17 protein-coding genes are annotated in these 19797 nt (G+C 59.3%); 15 read left to right on the top strand and 2 right to left on the bottom strand.

The window, feature by feature from the left end; all coding sequences use genetic code 11:
* Positions 1–208: 208 nt before the first annotated feature.
* On the bottom strand, positions 209–1096 hold the full coding sequence (locus ACETMP_RS09740) for a glycosyltransferase (RefSeq protein ID WP_375160761.1): 888 nt from the start codon (positions 1094–1096) through the stop codon (positions 209–211).
* 171 nt (positions 1097–1267) lie between these two features.
* Here ACETMP_RS09740 and ACETMP_RS09735 point away from each other — a divergent pair, with 171 nt between their 5' ends.
* From ACETMP_RS09735 to ACETMP_RS09695, 9 genes are all read left to right on the top strand, one after another.
* A complete protein-coding gene (locus ACETMP_RS09735; RefSeq protein ID WP_375160760.1) occupies positions 1268–2059 on the top strand; it encodes a WecB/TagA/CpsF family glycosyltransferase in 792 nt (263 codons plus the stop codon).
* 3 nt (positions 2060–2062) lie between these two features.
* A complete protein-coding gene (wecB, locus tag ACETMP_RS09730) occupies positions 2063–3187 on the top strand; it encodes a non-hydrolyzing UDP-N-acetylglucosamine 2-epimerase (RefSeq protein ID WP_375160759.1) in 1125 nt (374 codons plus the stop codon).
* Positions 3180–4442 carry a UDP-N-acetyl-D-mannosamine dehydrogenase gene (wecC, locus tag ACETMP_RS09725; RefSeq protein ID WP_375160758.1) on the top strand — a complete coding sequence of 421 codons (1263 nt, stop codon included), beginning with the start codon at positions 3180–3182 and terminating at the stop codon, positions 4440–4442. Before wecB ends, wecC begins: the two co-directional genes overlap by 8 nt.
* 69 nt (positions 4443–4511) lie before the next feature.
* The gene (locus ACETMP_RS09720; RefSeq protein ID WP_375160757.1) at positions 4512–5573 is read left to right on the top strand and encodes a Gfo/Idh/MocA family protein; all 1062 of its coding nucleotides are present in this window, start codon (positions 4512–4514) and stop codon (positions 5571–5573) included.
* Positions 5574–5603: 30 nt separating this feature from the next.
* Entirely contained in the window at positions 5604–7094 is a 1491-nt protein-coding gene (locus ACETMP_RS09715) for an oligosaccharide flippase family protein (RefSeq protein ID WP_375160756.1), read from the top strand.
* 31 nt (positions 7095–7125) lie between these two features.
* On the top strand, positions 7126–7647 hold the full coding sequence (locus ACETMP_RS09710; RefSeq protein ID WP_375160755.1) for an acyltransferase: 522 nt from the start codon (positions 7126–7128) through the stop codon (positions 7645–7647).
* An 89-nt stretch (positions 7648–7736) separates the two neighbouring features.
* Complete coding sequence (locus tag ACETMP_RS09705; RefSeq protein ID WP_375160754.1) at positions 7737–8915, top strand: DegT/DnrJ/EryC1/StrS family aminotransferase; 1179 nt, start codon at positions 7737–7739, stop codon at positions 8913–8915.
* Positions 8912–9913, top strand: coding sequence for an NAD-dependent epimerase/dehydratase family protein (locus ACETMP_RS09700; RefSeq protein WP_375160753.1), 1002 nt, complete (start codon positions 8912–8914; stop codon positions 9911–9913). Before ACETMP_RS09705 ends, ACETMP_RS09700 begins: the two co-directional genes overlap by 4 nt.
* Positions 9910–11049: a DegT/DnrJ/EryC1/StrS family aminotransferase gene (locus tag ACETMP_RS09695; protein WP_375160752.1), complete on the top strand. Its 1140-nt coding sequence runs from the start codon at positions 9910–9912 to the stop codon at positions 11047–11049. Before ACETMP_RS09700 ends, ACETMP_RS09695 begins: the two co-directional genes overlap by 4 nt.
* 20 nt (positions 11050–11069) lie before the next feature.
* Here the strand turns inward: ACETMP_RS09695 and ACETMP_RS09690 are convergent, their stop codons facing one another.
* Positions 11070–12389: a glycosyltransferase family 4 protein gene (locus ACETMP_RS09690; RefSeq protein ID WP_375160751.1), complete on the bottom strand. Its 1320-nt coding sequence runs from the start codon at positions 12387–12389 to the stop codon at positions 11070–11072.
* A 229-nt stretch (positions 12390–12618) separates the two neighbouring features.
* Between ACETMP_RS09690 and ACETMP_RS09685 the strand changes: the two genes are divergently transcribed.
* The 6 genes from ACETMP_RS09685 (at position 12619) to ACETMP_RS09660 (ending at position 19509) form a co-directional block, all read left to right on the top strand.
* A complete protein-coding gene (locus ACETMP_RS09685; protein ID WP_375160750.1) occupies positions 12619–14088 on the top strand; it encodes a class I SAM-dependent methyltransferase in 1470 nt (489 codons plus the stop codon).
* Between the two features lie 58 nt (positions 14089–14146).
* Positions 14147–15316 (top strand): acyltransferase family protein, encoded by a 1170-nt coding sequence (locus ACETMP_RS09680; RefSeq protein WP_375160749.1) that lies wholly within the window; start codon positions 14147–14149, stop codon positions 15314–15316.
* A 104-nt stretch (positions 15317–15420) separates the two neighbouring features.
* Positions 15421–16389 carry a glycosyltransferase family 2 protein gene (locus tag ACETMP_RS09675; protein WP_375160748.1) on the top strand — a complete coding sequence of 323 codons (969 nt, stop codon included), beginning with the start codon at positions 15421–15423 and terminating at the stop codon, positions 16387–16389.
* A 31-nt stretch (positions 16390–16420) separates the two neighbouring features.
* Positions 16421–17380: a right-handed parallel beta-helix repeat-containing protein gene (locus ACETMP_RS09670; protein ID WP_375160747.1), complete on the top strand. Its 960-nt coding sequence runs from the start codon at positions 16421–16423 to the stop codon at positions 17378–17380.
* 79 nt (positions 17381–17459) lie between these two features.
* Entirely contained in the window at positions 17460–18755 is a 1296-nt protein-coding gene (locus ACETMP_RS09665) for an O-antigen ligase family protein (RefSeq protein ID WP_375160746.1), read from the top strand.
* The gene (locus ACETMP_RS09660) at positions 18742–19509 is read left to right on the top strand and encodes a class I SAM-dependent methyltransferase (protein ID WP_375160745.1); all 768 of its coding nucleotides are present in this window, start codon (positions 18742–18744) and stop codon (positions 19507–19509) included. The genes ACETMP_RS09665 and ACETMP_RS09660 overlap by 14 nt, the downstream gene beginning before the upstream one ends.
* The last annotated feature ends 288 nt before the right edge of the window (positions 19510–19797 follow it).

The following is a 19797-nucleotide window of genomic DNA, read 5'->3' as shown; positions in this document are numbered from 1 at the left end:
CAGAAACACCTGGCTCGAAAACGGGAAGGCGTTCATCGATAGTGCCGACGTGACAGTTCGACTCGAATGCCGCAGCTACGAACTCGGCTGGATCTTGTGGTCATTCGGTCGGCGTACCGACTTGCCTGACCTCAGCCACAACGCCATTTTCAAACAGTCGTCATGCCTGTCCGAGTCTCCGGTCGTCAAGCAATGGCAGCCGCATCAGTTAGCGATTCCAGACGACCGCGCCCTCTTTCCGAAGCAAGGCCAGCATCTTGGCCGTGCGGTGGCCCCGAACCGCGCAGAGAACGGCGATCGCCTTGAGGCGGGCGCCTATCCCATGAAGGCGCCGGCTCGTCATAACGGTGAACGCGCCGGCCGCGGGGGATACGAGGACGAGTAGGGCCGTGGCAATCCAGCGTAGCCGCCAGCCGCGCGCGCCCTGTGCCATGTTGCGGTAATGCGTGATTTGCCGGTCCCACTTTGCATACAGCTCCCGAAGCGAGCGCCGCGCAGGATGGAACACGACCATCGCGGGGACGTAGCGAAATTCGCAGCCGGCACGGAGGGCCATTTGTCCCCATTCCATGTCTTCCGCGAACTGAATGCCGGGGAAAGGTCCGACCCTCGCGAAGTCGCCGCGGCGGACCGCGAGATTTGCCGTGACCGAGTAGCCGTGCTTGGTGACGTACAAGCGATTGCGAAAGCCGAAAACGCTTTCGTAGGCTTCGATCGCCGTGAAAGATCCTTCGACGGCGGACCAGATGCGGACCTCTCCGCCAAGGATCGTCGCCGGCCTGACTTGCTGGAAGGCGTCGTCTATCGCGGTCAGCCAGCCCGGATGAGCCCAACAGTCCGCATCCATGAAGGCGAGAATATCACCTCTCGCATAAGCCGCGCCCGCGTTTCGCGCCGGACCGGGACCGGGATGCGGTTCGTACATCAACCTCGCATCGGGATGGCCGGCAACGACGTCCACCGGGGGCATTGCCGAGCCGTTGTCCACCACGATGACTTCGAACAGGTCCCGGGACAGGGTCTGTGCATCGAGGCTCTGCAAGCAGGCTTCCAGAGCCTCCGGCTGGTTGAGGTGGGGAATAATTACCGAAATCATTCATCTCGCCTATTTAATTTCCGTCGGCGCGTTGCGTATCCGACGCGGTGGCGCTCATACCGTCGATTGTATACGCGCATTTAATCCTTGCATTTAAATATCTGCTATATATTATCGCTATTATATTCTTAAATACAACTAAACCAAGTAGCATTTTGGAGGTCGATTCAAATGCGTGCATCGTTCCTGACGTGCCCCATCGACCTGCTGACAATGGCGGAGACCGTAGAGTTGGCGTGCAGCGCCATGCGCAGCCGCCGCCGACTGCAGCATGTTGCGCTGAACGTCGCCAAATTCGTCAAGATGCGAACCGATCCCGTGCTCGCGGCCGATGTCGCCAACAGTGACATTGTCGGCATAGACGGCATGGGAATTCTCTGGGGCGCTCGGGCAGTGGGGCTTCCGGCGAGGTCGCGAGTCGCTGGGGTCGATCTCCTGGTCGAATTGCTCGCAGTATGTGCGCGGGAAGGCTTCAAGCCTTATTTCCTGGGAGCCACCCAACCCGTACTGCATCTGGCAATGCAGCGCGCGCGCGAGAAGCATCCCTCACTCGTCTTCGCGGGATGGCATGACGGCTACTTCAAACCCGAGCAGGAGAGCGATGTCGTTGGGGACATCCGGTCCAGCGGGGCCGATTGTCTCTTCATCGGCATGCCGACACCACGGAAGGAGCGCTTCCTGGCGGGTCACCGTGATGGTCTCGGCGTACCCTTCATCATGGGTGTGGGCGGCGCGTTCGATGTTCTTGCAGGTACCGTTCGACGCGCGCCTGCACCGATTCAGAGGCTGGGTCTCGAATGGCTGTACCGAGTCTATCAAGAACCCGGGCGGATGTGGTGGCGATATGCCACGACGAACACGCTGTTTGCGGGCATCCTGGCGCAGGCGCTCGTCAAGCAGGCGGTTCAGCATACGCTTGGGCCGAGCGCCGCCCCTCGGGGCCCGAGCCGGATCGGAGGGTAAGACGTGCACAAGCATTTCTTTGTCCTCTTGGGGACTCGGCCCGAAGCGATCAAGCTCTTTCCGGTCATCAACCGGCTCAGGGCCGAGAATCGCAAGGACATTTCCTTGACGATCTGCGCGACGGCACAGCATCGGCAGCTGCTTGACCAGGTTCTCAAGCTCGCCAAAGTGGTTCCAGATTTTGATCTGAACGTCATGACGGCCAATCAGACGCTGGATCATCTAACCTCACGGCTGCTCGCGCAAGTCGGTGAGCTCCTCGAGAAGGTGAAGCCTACCAGGGTTATCGTCCAAGGCGACACAGCGACTGCCATGGCTGGCGCACTTGCGTCCTATTACCACCGGATACCAGTTTCTCACATCGAGGCCGGACTGCGCAGTGGGGACATCTATTCTCCTTGGCCGGAGGAGGTGAACCGCAAGATCGTCGGCTCAATCGCCGATCAGCACTTTGCTCCAACAGAGCGCGCGGCGCGCGCGCTTCGCTCCGAAAACGTCTCGGACGATCGAATCCACGTCACCGGAAACACGGTGGTGGACGCCCTCATCCTCGCAAAGGCCATGGTCGAATCCGATCCGGGGCTCTCGGGCCGCTGGGACAGCATCAAGAAGCGCCACGGCAACCGGCGTATCATCCTGGTGACTTGCCACCGGCGGGAGAATTTCGGCGGCGGCGTCATCAACATCGTCAACGCCTTGGAAACCATCCTGCGCAGGGAAGACGTTGCCGTGGTGCTCCCCGTGCATCCGAATCCGAATGTCCGCGACCTGTTTGCGTCCCGGTTGTCGGATCACCCGAGAGTCGTTCTCATTTCCCCTCAGGAATACACGGATTTCGTGAGTCTTCTCTCGTTGTCGCATCTGGTCTTGACGGATTCGGGCGGCGTCCAGGAGGAGGCCCCCACTTTCGGGAAACCAGTCCTGGTGATGCGGGATACGACCGAGCGCCCTGAGGGGGTGGAAGCCGGAACGGCGCGTCTCGTCGGTGCGAACTACGACAAAATCGTTGCCGAGACATTTCGCCTGCTCGACGACGACGAGACTTATGCGGCCATGGCTCGTTCGCACAACCCATTCGGTGACGGGCACGCGAGCGAGCGTATCGTGAAGGTGCTTCTCAATGCCTGAGTTCCAGAAGATCAATGTCGTTGGTCTCGGTTATATCGGGCTACCGACGGCGGCCCTCATTGCAAGCCGAGGAATGCAGGTGGTCGGGATCGACACCAATGAGCGCATCGTCGATACGGTTGCATCCGGAAGAATTCACATCGCCGAGCCCGATCTCGATGGTCTCGTTTCCAAGGTCGTGTCGAGCGGGGCCCTGACGACATCCACCAAGCCGCAGGCGGCCGACGTCTTCATCATCGCTGTGCCGACGCCGATCGATCGCGAGAACCGTCCGGACTTGTCGAGCGTGCATGCGGCGGTCGACCGAATCGTCGATATTCTTGCGCCAGGTAATCTCGTCATCCTCGAATCGACGTCGCCGATCGGAACCACCGAGGCGATCGCAAAGCGGATCATTGACCGCAGGCCCGATTTGCACATCGGAGTCAACGGCAAGGAAGACGGGGCGATCTACGTCGCCTACTGCCCGGAACGCGTGTTACCGGGGCGGATCCTCACCGAGCTCATCAACAATGACAGATGCATTGGGGGCATCACGCCAACTTGTACGCGTCGTGCTCAACGCTTCTACAAAATGTTTGTTCGCGGGGCCTGCGTCGGGACGACGGCGCGCACAGCCGAGTTGGTCAAGCTGACGGAAAACGCCTTCCGCGATACCAACATTGCCTTTGCGAACGAACTCTCGCTGATCTGCGACAGGTTCGACATCAATGTCTGGGAAGTGATCGATATCGCGAACCGCCACCCCCGCGTCAACGTCTTGCGGCCAGGACCGGGAGTGGGCGGGCACTGCATTGCGGTCGATCCCTGGTTCATCATCGACTCCGCGCCCGATCTCGCCCGGGTGATGCGAACCAGCCGCGAAGTCAACAACACCAAGACGCAGAAGATCATCGAACGTACCGAGGCGCTGATCGACGATCACCCTTATGCAAGCATTGCCTGTTGTGGATTGACCTTCAAGGCCAATGTCGACGATTTGCGCGAAAGTCCCGCCATGGAAATAGCCACGCATCTCGCGGCAAAGTACGGAGAGCGAGTCAAGGTCGTTGAGCCGAACCTTCGCCGTCTGCCGCCACAGTTGGCCGATCATCGTGTCGCCTTTGTGAACATCGAGGAAGCTCTGCGCAGCTGCGAAATCGCAATTCTCCTCGTCGACCACGATGAGTTTAAGATGGTACCCCTGTCAGAGCGTCGACATCTCGACGTCATAGACACGCGGGGCATATGGCAGGACATGCCGGCACGGACCTAGCGACCGACTTGGTCTGATCGTCCGTGGCGGAAGGATTGAAGCGTATTCTCTGGATGCATCGAGGTTAGCATGCGAGACAGTCAACTGGGAATCGGCGTAGTTGGCTACGGTTATTGGGGTCCCAATATCGTTCGCAATTTCTCGATCAATCCCGCCACCCGCGTCGTCAGCGTGAGCGACCTGAGCCCAGGAAGGCTCGGCGCCGTAAAGCAGCTTTACCCGGCGGTGGAAACGACCAGTCGCTACGATGATCTGCTGAAGGACACCAGCATTGACGCCATCGCTATCGCAACGCCGGTGCATACCCACTACGAGCTGGCACTCGCGGCGTTGAGAGCCGGAAAGCATGTGCTGGTCGAAAAGCCGCTTGCGACGAGCGCTGAGCTCGTCACGCGCTTGATCGAGGAGGCGGATCGGCGCGGATTGACGCTCATGGTCGATCACACCTTTCTCTATACGCCCGCGGTCCAGAGGATCCGAGAGCTCCTGCTGAGCCGGGAACTCGGCGACATCTACTACTACGACAGCACGCGCGCGAGTCTCGGGCTGTTTCAAAAGGACGTAAATGTGATCTGGGATCTGGCGGTGCACGATATCTCGATTATCCACCATATCCTCGATAAGGAACCGATCGCCGTCTCGGCAACCGGTTCGTGTCACGTCGTCGGCTCGCCAGAGAACATGGCGCACATCACTTTGTTCTTTGCCGACGCGTGCGTCGCTCACGTCAGCGTCAATTGGCTCTCACCCGTTAAGGTGCGCCAAACGTTCATCGGCGGCAGCAGAAAGATGATTGTCTACGATGATCTCGAGCCGACCGAGAAGATCAAGGTCTATGACAAGGGCATCACACTCGATGGGCCGCCCGAGGATGCGCATCAATTCCGGATCGGGTACCGCGCCGGCGACATGTGGGCTCCGCATATTTCGCCAACGGAAGCACTACAGACGGAGGTGGAGCATTTTGTGGATTGCGTGCGCACCGGCGGTCAGCCGATTTCCAGCGGTATCTCCGGGCTCCGCGTGATCGAAGTCCTGGAAGCGGCATCGTGCTCGATCGCAAAACAGGGGGCGCCGGTATTGCTGCGAGAGCCTTATGGGATCTGGCAGCGCCCAAGAGCGATAGCATGAGGCGTGCGGCGACCTAGCGGACCAGTCGACATGGCAGACAGTGCAACGAGGTCCGTGCGGCGCTCGATCCTGTTCTCCGCGCTCGACCGTTACGCCAGCCTGTTGGTGGTCTTTTTCGCGACCGCCGTGCTGGCCCGTTTGCTGTCGCCGGAGGAGTTTGGCATCTATGCCGTCGTGAACGCGATCACATCCATCATTGCCGCCTGCTTCCAGGAGTTTGCAGGCGCAAGCTATCTGATTCAGAAGCGCGAGTTGTCCCGGGCAAGCGTGCAGACCACGTTCACGATTACCCTCATGATCTCGGTGGCCACCGCCTTCGTTCTGTTCGTGTTTGCGCAGCCCATCTCACGTCTCTTCGAGCTGGACCGGCTCCGCTACGGCATCGAAATTTCCGCCCTTAACTTTCTATTGCTGCCGTTCTCTGGAACCATGGCCGCTTTGTTCCGTCGCGAGATGCAATTTGGAACACTCGCAATCTGCAACCTTGTGGCAGGTGTGACGATCGCTGCCGTTTCGGTCGCTCTGGCGATGGCCCACTTCAGCTACATGGCCCCGCTCTGGGGAGCGGTGGCCGGTAACGCCGTGCTGGCCGTGATGTTGCTCATCTTGCGGAACGACTTTGGCGCGATGCGTCCGTCCTTGGTGGACTGCCGGGAGATCGTCGGCTTCGGCCTCTACTCGGGCGCGGTGAGTGTTGTAAACGTATTCTATGGCTTGGCACCGCAGCTGTTTCTGGCGAGAGTGCTCGACTTCACGGCCGTCGGACTTTACAGCCGAGCAACCGCATCGACGCAAATATTCGACAAGCTGGTCACGCAAGTCATAAGTCCGGTCGTGATGCCCGCGGTTGTCGCGCGACATAAAACAGGGGGCGATCTCAAGGCCGTCTATCTGGAGGCCATTCAGATGCTCTCCGCCGTGCAGTGGCCGTTCTTGGCGTTTATGGCGGTCATGGCCCGGCCAATCATTCTGATCTGGCTCGGTCCGACGTGGCTGGAGATCGTCCCGCTCGTGCAGCTGCTCTGCATTGGCAATCTCGCACTTTTTGCCGCGTGCCTGACCTACCCGGTGTTTGTTGCGCTCGGAAAGGTGCAGGATGCGCTGATCTCATCCCTGATTTCGTTGCCCCCCTCGCTCTTGGTCATCTTCGGCGCATCATTTCTGGGCGTGCACGCCGTTGCGGCGTCCGCGCTAGTGACGTTGCCATTTCAAGCTGCGGTGGCGTTTCTTTTTCTTGGGCGGCACCTTCGTATTCGGCCCGGCGAATTGATACGCAGCCTCTTCAGAAGCGGAGCTGTAACGGCTCTCGTGATTGGTGGCGTATCGATCTGTGCCGTACTGACGGACATGCAAAGACTTTCGTCGCTTGCGGGCCTGGGATTAGCCTTTGTGGTCGCCCCGCTTTGTTGGTGGCTGGGGCTAACGGTGACCGGGCACCCCCTTTTGCAACAGTTTCGCTACGCCGCAACCGGCCTGGCGAGAATGGCGCCGGGGCTATGGCCTTCGGGGACGGCGCCATAGCGGCTTCGGCCAAATCATTCGGAGTTCGGACATGCCCATCAAAGACGACGTTGAACTTGGTCGCGATGTTCGCATTCTTCATCCGGAGCTGGTCAATCTGTATGGCTGCACTATCGGTGACGAGAGCAGGATCGGAACGTTCGTCGAGGTTCAGGCGGGAGCGAAGATAGGTGCACGCTGCAAGCTATCCTCGCACAGCTTCATCTGCGAGGGCGTAACGATCGAGGACGAGGTATTCATCGGCCATGGTGTGATGTTTACAAATGACAAGCATCCGAGGGCGACGGCGGTGGATGGCCGTCCTCAACAAGCCTCGGACTGGACGTTGCAGCGCACTCACGTCGGTAGGGGGGCCTCCATCGGTTCCAACGCTACCATCTTATGTGGAGTGACAATCGGTGCTGGGGCGTTAATTGGCGCGGGTTCAGTCGTGACGAAGGACGTCCCCGCGGGTGCCACTGTTGCGGGGATTCCGGCTCGAATTATGTCTGCAGCCGAAAATAGAGCTCCTGCAGATCGTGCCTTCAGCGGCGAGGCTAAAGCTGCAAATTAAATGTTATTTATTGTCTAAATAGCTCTTGATTTAATATTATAATGCAAGCTAACTTTAAATATTCCCAGCCAAATCCAAGGTGTTCAATCTTGATACCCTTCCTGGATCTGAAAGCCCAATATCGTCAAATCAAACCGGACATCGATGCCGCGGTGGCCAGAGTGGTCAGCAGCGGACACTTTGTGCTCGGGCCGGAGGTGACGGCCTTCGAGCGCCGCTTTGCGGATTATTGCCGGACCTCGCATTGCCTTGCGGTCAATAGTGGGACGTCGGCGCTCCATCTTGCACTGCTGGCCGCGGGCGTTGGACCGGGTGATGAAGTGATCACGGTCTCCATGACGTTCGTGGCAACCACCGCGGCCATTCTCTACAGCGGCGCCAAACCCGTCTTTGTCGACGTTGACCCGGTCACGTGGACGATGGATCCTGGTCTGATCGAGGCTGCGATAACACCGCGAACCAAGGCCATCCTGCCGGTTCATCTCCATGGGCTGATGGCCGAGATGGATTCCATAATGTCGATCGCGCGGCGTTATGGTCTGGTCGTCATCGAGGACGCCGCGCAGGCCCACGGCGCCGAATACCGGGGGCGGCGTGCTGGTTCGATCGGGGATCTGGGGTGCTTCAGCTTTTATCCCGGTAAGAATCTCGGGGCCTTCGGCGAGGGTGGGGCGGTTGTAACTGATCAGCCTGAATTCGCTCGCCGCGTGTCACTGCTGCGGGACTGGGGACAGGAGGCGAAGTACGACCACGTCATTGCCGGATACAATTATCGCATGGATGAGATCCAGAGCGCGGTGCTGAATGTCAAGCTGGACTACATCGAGCGCTGGACCGAGGCCCGCCGCTCGCTGGCAGAACGGTACAACGAACTGCTGTCTGAGCTCCCATTCGCGCGTCCTCAGCCGCCCCGGCACTCCCGCCACGTGTATCACGTCTATTCTGTCAGACTGCAACGGCGCGACGAAGCGCTGGCCATATTGCGGGACGCCGGCATCGGCGCAGGGATTCACTATCCCATCCCAGTGCATCTGCAAAAAGCCTATGCAGAACTCGGTTGTCGAGCCGGCGATCTGCCGGTAACTGAGAATCTTGCGAACGAGTTTCTCTCCCTTCCCATCTATCCGGAGTTGCTGCCGGACGGGGCGGCCGCAGTTGTCTCCACTTTGAGGAACGCCGGAGCATTGCGACCCACACAGGCCGTCAGCAACCGATCGTTGCATTCACACAACTTCTTAACGAGTTCCTGCAACAGGAGGGCGTCTTGATTGAGCTCAAGGGGAAGCGTGTTCTCGTCACCGGCGGAGCAGGATTCATCGGCTCCCACATCGTTGATCTGCTCTGCGATGAGGGGTGTATTGAGATCGTTGCCCTCGACAATATGGTGAGAGGCCGACCGGAAAATCTCCGGCGCGCGCTCGGACGCGGGCCGGTGAGACTGGTTCATGGCGACATACGCGATCGCAAGTTGATTGAAGCCTTGGTGAAGGCTGCTGACATCGTGTTTCACCAGGCCGCGCTGCGCATCACGCATTGCGCGGCGGAGCCGCGCCTGGCCAAGGAGGTCATGGTTGACGCCACCTATGATCTCCTTGAGCTGTGCATCAAGCACGACATCGAAAAAATCATCGCAGCGTCCTCGGCATCCGTCTATGGCATGGCAGAGGAGTTTCCGACAACCGAGCGGCAGAATCCGTACAACAACCGGACTCTCTATGGAGCAGCCAAGGCCTTCAACGAAGGCTTGCTGCGCGCCTTCAATGACGTTTGCGGCCTTGATTACGTGGCCTTCCGGTATTTCAACGTCTATGGCAGCCGGATGGATATCCACGGACGGTATACTGAGGTCTTGATCCGCTGGATGGAGCGGCTGGAGGCTGGATTACCTCCCGTTATCTTTGGTGACGGCTGTCAGACCATGGATTTCGTTCACGTCCGCGATGTCGCGCGCGCCAACATCCTAGCCGCCCGTGCAAAGATTACCGATGAGGTCTTCAACGTCGGAAGCGGTACTGAAACCAGCCTGACAGAATTGGCTACCGTGCTTGCGTCGGTGATGGGACGCCGCGGCTTGACACCCGAATTCGCACCTGAGCGCTCGGTCAATCCGGTGCCGCGACGGCTGGCATCGACGGGAAAGGCGGAGCGTCTGCTGGGGTTCCGCGCCACGGTCTCGCTCGAGCAGGGGCTCGCCGACCTCGTGAAATGGTGGCGATCAGAACGCGATGTCGCTTCGGACCGTCAGCGGCAGGCAGCGGCATCGTGATCCCGATCGCTATGCCGCTGCTCGCGGACGAAGAGGCCGATGCCGCGCGCGCCGTCGTGCTGTCGGGCTGGGTCTCGCAAGGTCCGCAGGTAGCTGCGTTTGAGGAAGAGTTCGCCGCACTTGTCGGGGCCCAGCACGCCTGCGCGGTCGCGAATTGCACGACCGCCCTGCAGCTCGCCTTGGCGGCGCTGGGCGTCGGCAGCGGGGATGAGGTGATCACGGTCAGCCATTCCTTCATAGCAACGGCGAACGTGATCCGATATCAGGGCGCCACCCCTGTCTTTGTCGATATCGAGCCCGAGACATATAACTTGGATTGCGATCGGCTGGCGGAAGCGATCACCGAGCGCACACGCGCGATCATCGCGGTCCATCAGATGGGCATGCCGTGCGACATGGCCGCGCTCGTGGCCGTGGCGCGTCGACACGAGATCGCCCTGATCGAGGATGCGGCCTGTGCCGCGGGATCGCAGATCTGCATGAATGGGCAATGGGAAGCGATCGGCAAGCCGCATGGAGACATTGCCTGCTTCTCCTTTCATCCACGAAAGGTGATCACAACAGGTGAGGGGGGAATGCTCACCACCTCCGATCCCGAGCTCGATCGCAAGTTCAGGCTGCTACGTCAACACGGGATGAGCGTCCCGGATATTGTGCGTCACGGCTCGCAGCGTGTCATTTTCGAAGAGTACGCCCTCGTCGGCTACAATTATCGAATGACGGATATGCAGGCCGCGATCGGGCGCAAGCAGCTGGAGCGGCTTCCGCAACTGATTGCGCGCCGGCGCGCGCTGGCATCGCGTTACGATCAATTGATTGGGAATATAGAGGGGCTGCGGTTACCGTTCGAACCGGAGTGGGCGCGATCGAATTGGCAGAGCTACTGTGTGCGCTTGCCCGATCGATTGGATCAGCGGGCAACGATGCAATCGCTGCTCGACCAGGGCATCGCTACGCGGAGGGGCATCATGTGCTCGCATCGCGAGCCGCCCTACGCGGAGGCGAAGCCGCGCCATGATCTACGACAATCCGAGCTTGCTCAGGATCACGCGATCCTGCTTCCACTTTATGTGCAGATGGGCTCAGCGGACCAGGAGCGTATCGCCGACGCGGTCAAGAATGAACTCGTCCGTTGAACCTGGGTCATCGCGGCCGGTCAGGGATCGGTTTGCCGGGAGACCTCACTTGCCGGATCCGGCGCGGCTCTGAGTGAACAAGGGGTAATCGCTCTTGCGGACAGCACCTGGGAGATTCGCGCCCGATCATTGTCGTCCTCCGCGGAAGCCAAACCCATCCAACGCTGATATTTTCGCTGTATCTTATAGCGGGCAAGGCCGGCAGCACATCGACCGGCATCTGCCAGTCGGCGCCCGCGCGCAATCTTGCCGCGCAGTGCGCGCAGATAGGTTTGCTCTATCGTCCTCGCCGCGTGTGCTAGGCTGAAGCGATTCTCCACCAGTCGTCGGCCGAAACTGCCAAGCTCCTGGCGAAGGGACGTTGAGACGAGAACAACCTCAAGAGCCGACCGAAGTGCATCGGGGCCGGCACCACGCGAGCCTCTTCCCAGCCCATACCAACCCTGCTGCAGGAATGTCGGCGCACTCTCAGGCGTCAACAACTCACTGAACCCGTCCTCTCCAATGACCACTAGCGGCTTGCCAAAAGCCATGCCGCGCAGCGCCGAACCACCTTGGCCGATAATGACATCCGCGGCAGCATAGCCGGGCCGAGGATCGGACATCTCGCCCACCAATATGACGGCGGTCCGGCCGAGTAGCGCATTGATTCTGGCCGCCCGCGCTTCGACGGTCGGGCGGGCCGGTCCATCACCTATGATCAATAACCGCACCGTACGACCGTCGAGGCCCATTGCTCCGACGGCATCACACGCCGAGAGCAGGCCCTCCAGTTTCAGGTTCGGCACCAGCCGGCAGACCATCGCAATGACGATCTCGTCAGGTCCGATATTCTGAGCGACGCGAAAACTCGTGCCATCGAGGAGGGGATGGTCAGATTTCGTATCTACTGGCGGCTCGAGCAGGGTAACATCTTGATGGCCTGCAGCGACGGCAGCGCGGCGGATCATCTCGGTGCCCACGGTCAGGGGAACACTGCGAGGTAGGAAAGAGGGAACGGACATCGACATGACCGTTCCCACCACGGCAGTTCGCGTCGATAGTCCAACGTTCAGAAAAGCCTCGACTATAGGGGGCCATTCGTGACCGTGCACCACGTCCACTCCGCCTCCGTTAACGATGTTGCGGAGCATCTGGCTGACACGCGGCGAGGGGCGGGCTCGATGCCGGGGAATTTCAATGTGTTCGAGGCCCGTCTCTCTTACCCTGTCCATAAGAGGCCCGGTCTCCGACGCCACAGTGACCTGATGGCCGAGGTCTCGAACCGCCTCGGCAAGCTGGACTGCGTTGAACTGCGATCCACCCAGTTCCATGGAATGCGGATAGACCAGCACCTTCATGCGAGAGGTTCTCCGAGCGTCGCGCGATAATAATCCAAAATTAAATCACAATAATCTCGACCAATCCAACTTTATTATATATTCTGCGCTTATATTAAATTTGAAAGGGCTGGACGCCTCCACCGAGATCCCGGCGCAATGAACGAGCATGCTGCCCAGCATTTGACGAGCCCAACCAGCGGTACCGCGTCCCGCGTGCTGGTCGCGATTGCAAGCCATGGAACGTCGAATGACCGCTACCTCGAGGCGGATCATTAGAGAGTACAGGTCGATGTCTTGCGCCATTGATATCGTGGTGTTGTCTAACATCGACAAGGGCCCGACAGCCGGGGCGGAATGCATTGTTGGCATGCCAACCAAGGACCCATGGTCCCTGCCGTTCGCACACAAGAAGCTCTTCGTGGAACGTCATGACCAGTACGATCTGTTCATCTATTCTGAAGACGATATTCTGATCACAGAGAAGAACATCCGTGCCTGGCTGGATGTAACGTCGGTTCTGCCTGAAGACGAAGTAGCTGGGTTTCTGCGGGTTGAATTCGCTGAAGACGGCCAGCGCAACTACCCTGACATCCACGCTCACTTTCACTGGGATCCCTCATCGGTCAAATGGCGTGGCGACTATATTCTGGCGCATTTTACCAACGAACACGCCGCTTGCTTTGCTCTCACCCGGGAGCAGCTGGGCAAGGCGCTGCGTTCGGGCGGCTTCGACGTAGCTCCACATCAGGGGAGGTATGATCTCGCCTGTTCGGCTGCCACGGATCCATACACCCAATGTGGTCTGAAGAAGCTGGTGCCAATCTCGCACCTGGAGGATTTCACGGTCCATCACCTCACCAACCGGTATGTCGGCCGGATGGGGGTCGGGTTGGACGAACTTGGCAGGCAGAAGGAGATTCTGCTGGAGATCGCGCACGGCCGTCGCCTACCTTACTCGCTGCTTCAAACGGAGACGCGCCTTCGCCGCGCAAGTTTTTCCAAGAACTATTACGAACCCGAATCCGAGGAGTTGATCTCCCTCGTGCCGGCATCGGCGCGCAGCGTTCTTTCACTCGGTTGTGGCTCTGGCAGAACAGAAAGGCGGCTGCAAGCGCGAGGTCTGCATGTCGCGGCGATCCCTCTGGATCCGGTCATTGCGGCTGGGCCCGCCAAGGACGGGATTGAGATGATCTACGCCGATCTGGATAGCATCGATTCCGACCGCGGCGCCTACGATTGCATCCTCTGCCTCAACCTGTTGCATCTGGCTCCGGATCCGCGAAAGCTGCTTCGGAAGCTGCAGACGTTCATGCACGAGCAGTCGATAGCAGTGATCCAGATGCCCAACACGATGTCCCCCAGGGGCATTCGTTCTTATCTCGGAGCGGGTCTGCAATCCGGACGGCGCAGCGGCTACGACGCTGCCGGCACCCATTTTGCTTCGGCGCGCAAGCTGACGAGGTGGTGCACCGACGCGGGGTTGCGAATTGAGAAGATGTTCGGAATTCCAGCAGATCGTGACGACGGATTGTTCGGCATGACCTCTAGGCTGAGCACCTTCGCACCGGAATTCCTTTTGCTTGGCCTTGCGGCTTCGATCGTCGTCACCGCCTCGGGCGGGATGCCAAATGACGACGAGACGGCCGCATTTGCTGGCCTCCAGGATCAGAGAGCCGAGGTGGAGGGTCACCGTTTCGGCCAAAATGGACCGATTTAGTGCAGCTTAACATTGAATGTATCCGATAAATGACAGAAAATCACGAAACGAGAGATCGATGATTCCGGTCAGGGCGACGACGATCGGTGATCGGCTGGCCGTCCTTTCGGCCCGAGGGCCCGGCTTTGATCAAATTCGACTTGCAGCCGCACTCGTGGTGGTTGGTCACCATGCTTGGTGGGGAGTGAACGACGTCCTTTATCGGTTCAGCGGTGGGTTCATCCAGCTTGGTTTATTTGCAGTCATCATCTTCTTTTGCGTCAGCGGCTTCCTGCTGGCGCCTGGCCTAGCCCGATCCGGCGATCTCGTCCGGTTCGGCGTAAATAGGGCGTTGCGCATCCTGCCTGCACTGTTCGTCGTCGTCATCACGTCGATGTTCGTGCTGGGGCCAGCCCTGACGACTTATTCCCTGGCTGAATACTTCGGTAGCGCCGAGCTTTACCTGTATCTGAAGAACGTTCTTACCCTGATGTCTCACTACCTGCCCGGCGTGATGCGGCATGGACAGCAGGTGCAGGTCAATGGACCGCTATGGACGCTCAATGTCGAAGTCTGGTCATATGCGGTGCTGGCGGCGCTGAGCGTGGCCGGCTTTCTCCGTCGACGTGTGCTGACGGTGATCAGTTTCGCTCTGGTCTATCTCGCCTATGTTGGGCTGGCGCTCTCGCCATCGCTGCGTGCCGCCTGTCCGCAACGGCTCTTGGATTTCATCGGTCTCTTCGTCTACTTCATCGCCGGTACGAACCTCTACCTCTACCGTCAAACTATCCCGTTCTCCGGAATCGGGGCCGCAGTCGCCTCGGGATTCGCGTTGATTGGTCTTGCCAGCGGGATGGGTGCGGTGGCGCTGCCGCTGTGTGTACCGTACCTCGTAGTCTATCTCGGACTCTCCGAGGTCACCAGCCGAGTGCCACTTAAGCACGATCTGTCCTACGGGGTATACCTGATCCATTCACCGGTCATATTGGTATTCCTGACGGTATTTGATCTCGCAGCCGGCTGGCCGCTGGCCTTGCTAGCGGGATCGGTAACTCTCGTTCTGGCGTATGCCTCCTGGCGATTTGTCGAAGCGCCGGCGCTGAAGCAAAAGGTGTCGGTTTCGCGTTGGGTGTCGTCGCACATTGCGCGCCCAGGCAGCGGACGAGGCGTTGAGAGTGAGCCAGCTGCGGGCCGTCATGAGCAGAGTAACAGTCTGACAGGAACAGTTGGGGCCGGCGCAGCGGAATGAAATGACACCAGCACCCGATCTCAGGCCGAGGCGATAGCGCGACGAGCGGCGAGAGGAGCGAAGCTGCTATGTGCAACGCATACCATGATGACGGACGTCAGGGAGTGGATCGGCAGCTGGATCTCTCCATCATTGTCGTGAGCTACAATACCCGCGAGATGACGCTCGACTGTTTGGCATCGATCGTCGCGGAGACGGTGACGGTGCGCTATGAGGTGATCGTTGTCGACAACAACTCTTCCGACCAGTCGGCCGCCGCAATTGCCCGCCAGTTTCCAGAGGTCAAGCTCATTGCCCTAGACAGTAATGTCGGCTTTGCGCGCGCCAACAATCTGGCTGCAAAACAGGCGCGGGGCCGACGATTGCTCCTACTCAATCCTGACACCATTATTCTCGATTGCGCGATCGATCGTCTTTTGGAGTTCGCCGACGCGAACGCTTCCTTTCACGTCTGGGGCGGCCGCACTGTCTTTCCGGATGGCAGCCTCAATCGCACCTCGTGCTTTCGAAGAATCAGTCTGTGGAATTTGTTGTGCTTCGCGCTGGGGCTTACCTACTTCGGTCGTCGCAATCCGATTCTCAATTCCGAGGCCTATGGCGGTTGGGACCGAGATACCTCGCGGCATGTCGACATCGTTACGGGGTGTTTTCTGCTGATCGACCGGCCTCTGTGGGAGAGGCTAGGCGGGTTCGACCCCACCTTTTTCATGTACGGAGAGGAAGCGGACCTTTGCCACCGCGCACGATCGCTCGGTGCGCGGCCTGCGATCACGCCTGAGGCGACCATTGTCCACTATGGCGGAGCATCGGACGTCGTGCCCGTCGACAAGAGAGTGAAGGTGTTCAAGGGGAGAATTACCCTGATCAACCGCCACTTTGGCTGGCCCGCGCGGACGATTGGGCAGGCGTTGCACCGGATCGTGCCGCTCACACGCTGGTACGGCTACAGGATGGCAGCCGCGTTGGCGCGCAATGCGGAATGGCAGGAGAATGCGGTGTACTGGGAAGCCGTCTGGAGGCGTCGGCGAGAGTGGGTTGGCGGTTACGAGGTACAGAGAGCCGAACCGGCATGAGGGCGTGGGGCTGCGGCAGGTGAGAAGAACGATGAGATTCAATAGCGCAGCGGGACCGTGGCGGAGCTGGCGAGGAGCCGGAGAGCATGCGTTTGAACGCAAGCGTGCTAGGAGCGAAATTGCGCTCTACGGTGCCCGTGTAGCCGCTGCAGTCGCAGCGCTCCAAATCCCGGCCGGCGTGGTAGCTGAACCGAATAACCCGTCAAAGCCGGCATTCGCCTCCGAATGGCCGGACGCAAGCAACACCGGGCCGCCTAGGGATCTCAAGCTGAAGCCATCGGGTCCGCTCACGATTGCCGTCGCCGGCACGACAATTTCGGGACTGGACATTCAGGGCGGCGTAACGGTCAACGCCGACAACGTGACGATCGAGACGTCCCGCATCTCGGCCAAAGCGTGGGCCGTCATCAAGATCGATCCGCATCGGACAGGAATTGTCGTCAGGGATTGCTCGATCGACGGTCTAGGTGCCGGTCCCGATGGCAATGGAAACCAGGGCATCATGGGACAGGGCACGTTCCAACGTAACAATATCTTCAATGTCGAGAATGGAATCGTGCTGACCGGAAAGGACAATCTGATCGAAGGCAATTTTATTCACGATCTCAATGCCGGCGGGGCACCACACTACGACGGTATCCAGATCGATGGCGGCATCTCGGACACGGTCATCCGGCACAACACGATCATCAATTCGCACGGCGCGGCCGGCGCTATCATGATCGACAACGAGTTTGGCCCGGTCTCCAATATCGTCATCGAAGGCAATCTTCTCGCCGGCGGCAGCTATACGATCTATTCGGACGGGAAGTTCAACGACAATCCGATCTCGAATGTTTCAATCACCGACAATCACATCGGTTCCGGACAGTATGGGCCCACCCTGTTTCGGAAAAATCGGCCGACCTATCTTCGAAATGCGACTGACGGCTGGCACCTGGTCCGCAATCTGAATTTTGGCAAAGTCGCGGCGCAGGAGGCAATCAGATGAAGCGCCCGCACGTGCCTGGCCAACCGGACAGCCTGCCAGAGCTGATGGGCTGCTTCAGCCCCTTCGGGAAGATCGCCTCATGAGCTATCCCAGCGATGCTTTCGTTGCGGGGGACGCGCGAATTCGCGCGACGGGGGCGGGAGTCCGATCGACCATTCCTCATCGCATCAGTTGGGCCGTCCCCCTCCTTCTCATGGGCATCGTCTTGCCATCGGGACTGCAGGTGCTGATTGCCGGCGCAAAGCTAACGCCGACCAGGATAGCCCTCATAGTCCTGCTGATGCCGGCGCTTGCGCAGCTATTGCAGCCTACCCGGCGGCTCCTGCTGTCGGACGGGTTGGCGGGGACGCTTGCGCTCGCCATGGTGGGAGCGGCCGCCTATGCCGCCGGACCGCAATCGGCATTTTCCGCTGTTGCGGAGGTCCTCGACTTTGTCGGAGCATATTTTGTCGCGCGAGCCTTCGTTCTGGAGCCGCCGGCGGTCCAGCAGTTCATTCGTCTGGTCAAGGCATTCGCGGCAATTGCGATATGCGTTGCGGTAGCGGACGTGTTGACGGGGCATTGGATCGTTCGCGAGATCATGGCGACACTCCTACCGCAGCCTGACGCCTTTGTGGACGACGGCAAGTCGAGTGCAGATGGAGTGCGAGCGGGTCTGCGGCGCGCAATAGCGACATTCGACCATCCAATTCTCTACGGCGTTTTCTGTTCGTTGGCTGCCGCCATCGTGCTGTTCTCGACGACGAGCCCCATCAAGCGTCTGTCGTGGGCGTGTCTATGTTTCTTCGGCGCATTACTGTCGCTATCTTCGGCCGCCGTCATGGGGATGGTCCTCGTCGTGTCGAGCTACGTCTACGACCGGTTGTTGTGTCGCTTCCCCTGGCGATGGCATCTCCTTTGGACCGGGGCGGGCATGTTCCTGGTTGCCGTCACTGCCGTGACAAACAATCCTCTCAGCTGGCTGCTGTCTCACGCGACGCTGGAGCCTCAGACTGGATTCTATCGCCTCATGATCTGGGACGCAGTCTCCGCGCAGGTGTGGCGGTCGCCGCTGACCGGAGCGGGATTCGTGACGTTCGGCTATTATCTGCTCGACCGAACCGTTGACAGCGTGTGGCTCGTCACGAGCCTGCATTACGGCATACCGGTCACCATCCTCCTTATCGTTCTAAATCTCTCGGCGATGCTGCCCGTGCGCGGACTTCGTTCGACCGAGATTCAAAGGGGCTTTACGATCGCCTGCATGGTCTTCCTGTTCACAGGTTTGACGGTGCATTTCTGGAACTACATGTGGACGTTCTGGGGCGTTTGCATCGGAGTGCGTGCTTCGCTCAGGGAATGGCAGATGTTGGGAGTGCAAGATGAGCAATTTTGACGTGGCAACATCGTCGACTGCAAGCATCAAGGGCCGGTTGCGCCCCTATATCTGGTCATTGCGAAGCGGGCTACGGACGATCCGCTTCCTGTTCGGACGATTCGAGAGATCTTGTCCGGTATGCGGGTATCGCGGCCGCTTCTTTGCGTACGCAAATCCGCTGGCATTGGGGATCAACTTCGATTCGCTCTGTCCGAACTGTCTGTCACATGAGCGGCATCGGTTGTTGGCGCTCTGCGACGCCGAGCAGAACTTGTTTACGGGAAAGGATATCCTTCACTTCGCGCCCGAAACGGGTGTTACGAAGTACATAAAGGCGAGGAAGCCGCGCAGCTATCTCACCTGTGAATTCGGCGGTAGCGGCGCTGATCTCGACATCAACATCGAAAGGATCGATCTCGAGGATAACAGGCTCGATTTGATCATCTGCTGCCACATCCTGGAGCACGTGAACGATCGCTTGGCAATCCCCGAACTATTCCGGATACTGCGCAAAGGGGGCACCTTGGTCGCGATGATCCCGCTCATTGAAGGGTGGCAGGAGACGTTTGAGGATCGGTCGAGGCAGAGAACAGTAGAGGATCGGATCCTGTACTTCAATCAGCATGATCACGTCCGCTTTTTCGGTCGTGATTTCCGGCGCCGCCTGGAACGTGCGGGCTTCGTCGTCGATGAATATACCGCGATCGAGCCGCAAGTTGCGCAATATGGGCTTATCCGGGGTGAGAAAGTATTTCTGTGCCGGAAGGCTTAGACGCCGGTAATGCTTTGATGGCCGCCGGCGAAAACAATCGGCGGTTGGACGACGGCCCTTGCCGCCGACTCTCGTCGGCGACGTTATTTGAATGACTCCGCTTTCTGTTCTGCATTCGCGCGAAGTCGAAGCAATCGCGCTCCATCATTCAAGTTCATTCACTACGTCATCTTGGGCGTCGCCGATCACAGCAACCATGTGCGGAGTGTCTTGCCGCGATTTGCTGCAACGAGGATTCGTGCGCTGCATTTAATAATGCGCTGACATGTTTATTTATACATCCGTTGA

The organism is Bradyrhizobium dasycarpum (assembly GCF_042019905.1).
Taxonomy (GTDB): Bacteria; Pseudomonadota; Alphaproteobacteria; order Rhizobiales; family Xanthobacteraceae; genus Bradyrhizobium; species Bradyrhizobium japonicum_B.
The sequence above is the reverse complement of the archived record's forward strand: the minus strand, read 5'-3'. Positions and strand labels throughout refer to the sequence as shown.

What these genes read in the sequence shown, in the direction of transcription:
- ACETMP_RS09740 (WP_375160761.1), bottom strand. Translation starts at nt 1,096, where the DNA reads ATGATTTCGGTAATTATTCCCCACCTCAACCAGCCGGAGGCTCTGGAA.
- ACETMP_RS09735 (WP_375160760.1), top strand. Translation starts at nt 1,268, where the DNA reads ATGCGTGCATCGTTCCTGACGTGCCCCATCGACCTGCTGACAATGGCG.
- wecC (WP_375160758.1), top strand. Translation starts at nt 3,180, where the DNA reads ATGCCTGAGTTCCAGAAGATCAATGTCGTTGGTCTCGGTTATATCGGG.
- ACETMP_RS09720 (WP_375160757.1), top strand. Translation starts at nt 4,512, where the DNA reads ATGCGAGACAGTCAACTGGGAATCGGCGTAGTTGGCTACGGTTATTGG.
- ACETMP_RS09715 (WP_375160756.1), top strand. Translation starts at nt 5,604, where the DNA reads ATGGCAGACAGTGCAACGAGGTCCGTGCGGCGCTCGATCCTGTTCTCC.
- ACETMP_RS09710 (WP_375160755.1), top strand. Translation starts at nt 7,126, where the DNA reads ATGCCCATCAAAGACGACGTTGAACTTGGTCGCGATGTTCGCATTCTT.
- ACETMP_RS09690 (WP_375160751.1), bottom strand. Translation starts at nt 12,389, where the DNA reads ATGAAGGTGCTGGTCTATCCGCATTCCATGGAACTGGGTGGATCGCAG.
- ACETMP_RS09685 (WP_375160750.1), top strand. Translation starts at nt 12,619, where the DNA reads ATGACCGCTACCTCGAGGCGGATCATTAGAGAGTACAGGTCGATGTCT.
- ACETMP_RS09680 (WP_375160749.1), top strand. Translation starts at nt 14,147, where the DNA reads ATGATTCCGGTCAGGGCGACGACGATCGGTGATCGGCTGGCCGTCCTT.
- ACETMP_RS09670 (WP_375160747.1), top strand. Translation starts at nt 16,421, where the DNA reads ATGAGATTCAATAGCGCAGCGGGACCGTGGCGGAGCTGGCGAGGAGCC.
- ACETMP_RS09665 (WP_375160746.1), top strand. Translation starts at nt 17,460, where the DNA reads ATGAGCTATCCCAGCGATGCTTTCGTTGCGGGGGACGCGCGAATTCGC.
- ACETMP_RS09660 (WP_375160745.1), top strand. Translation starts at nt 18,742, where the DNA reads ATGAGCAATTTTGACGTGGCAACATCGTCGACTGCAAGCATCAAGGGC.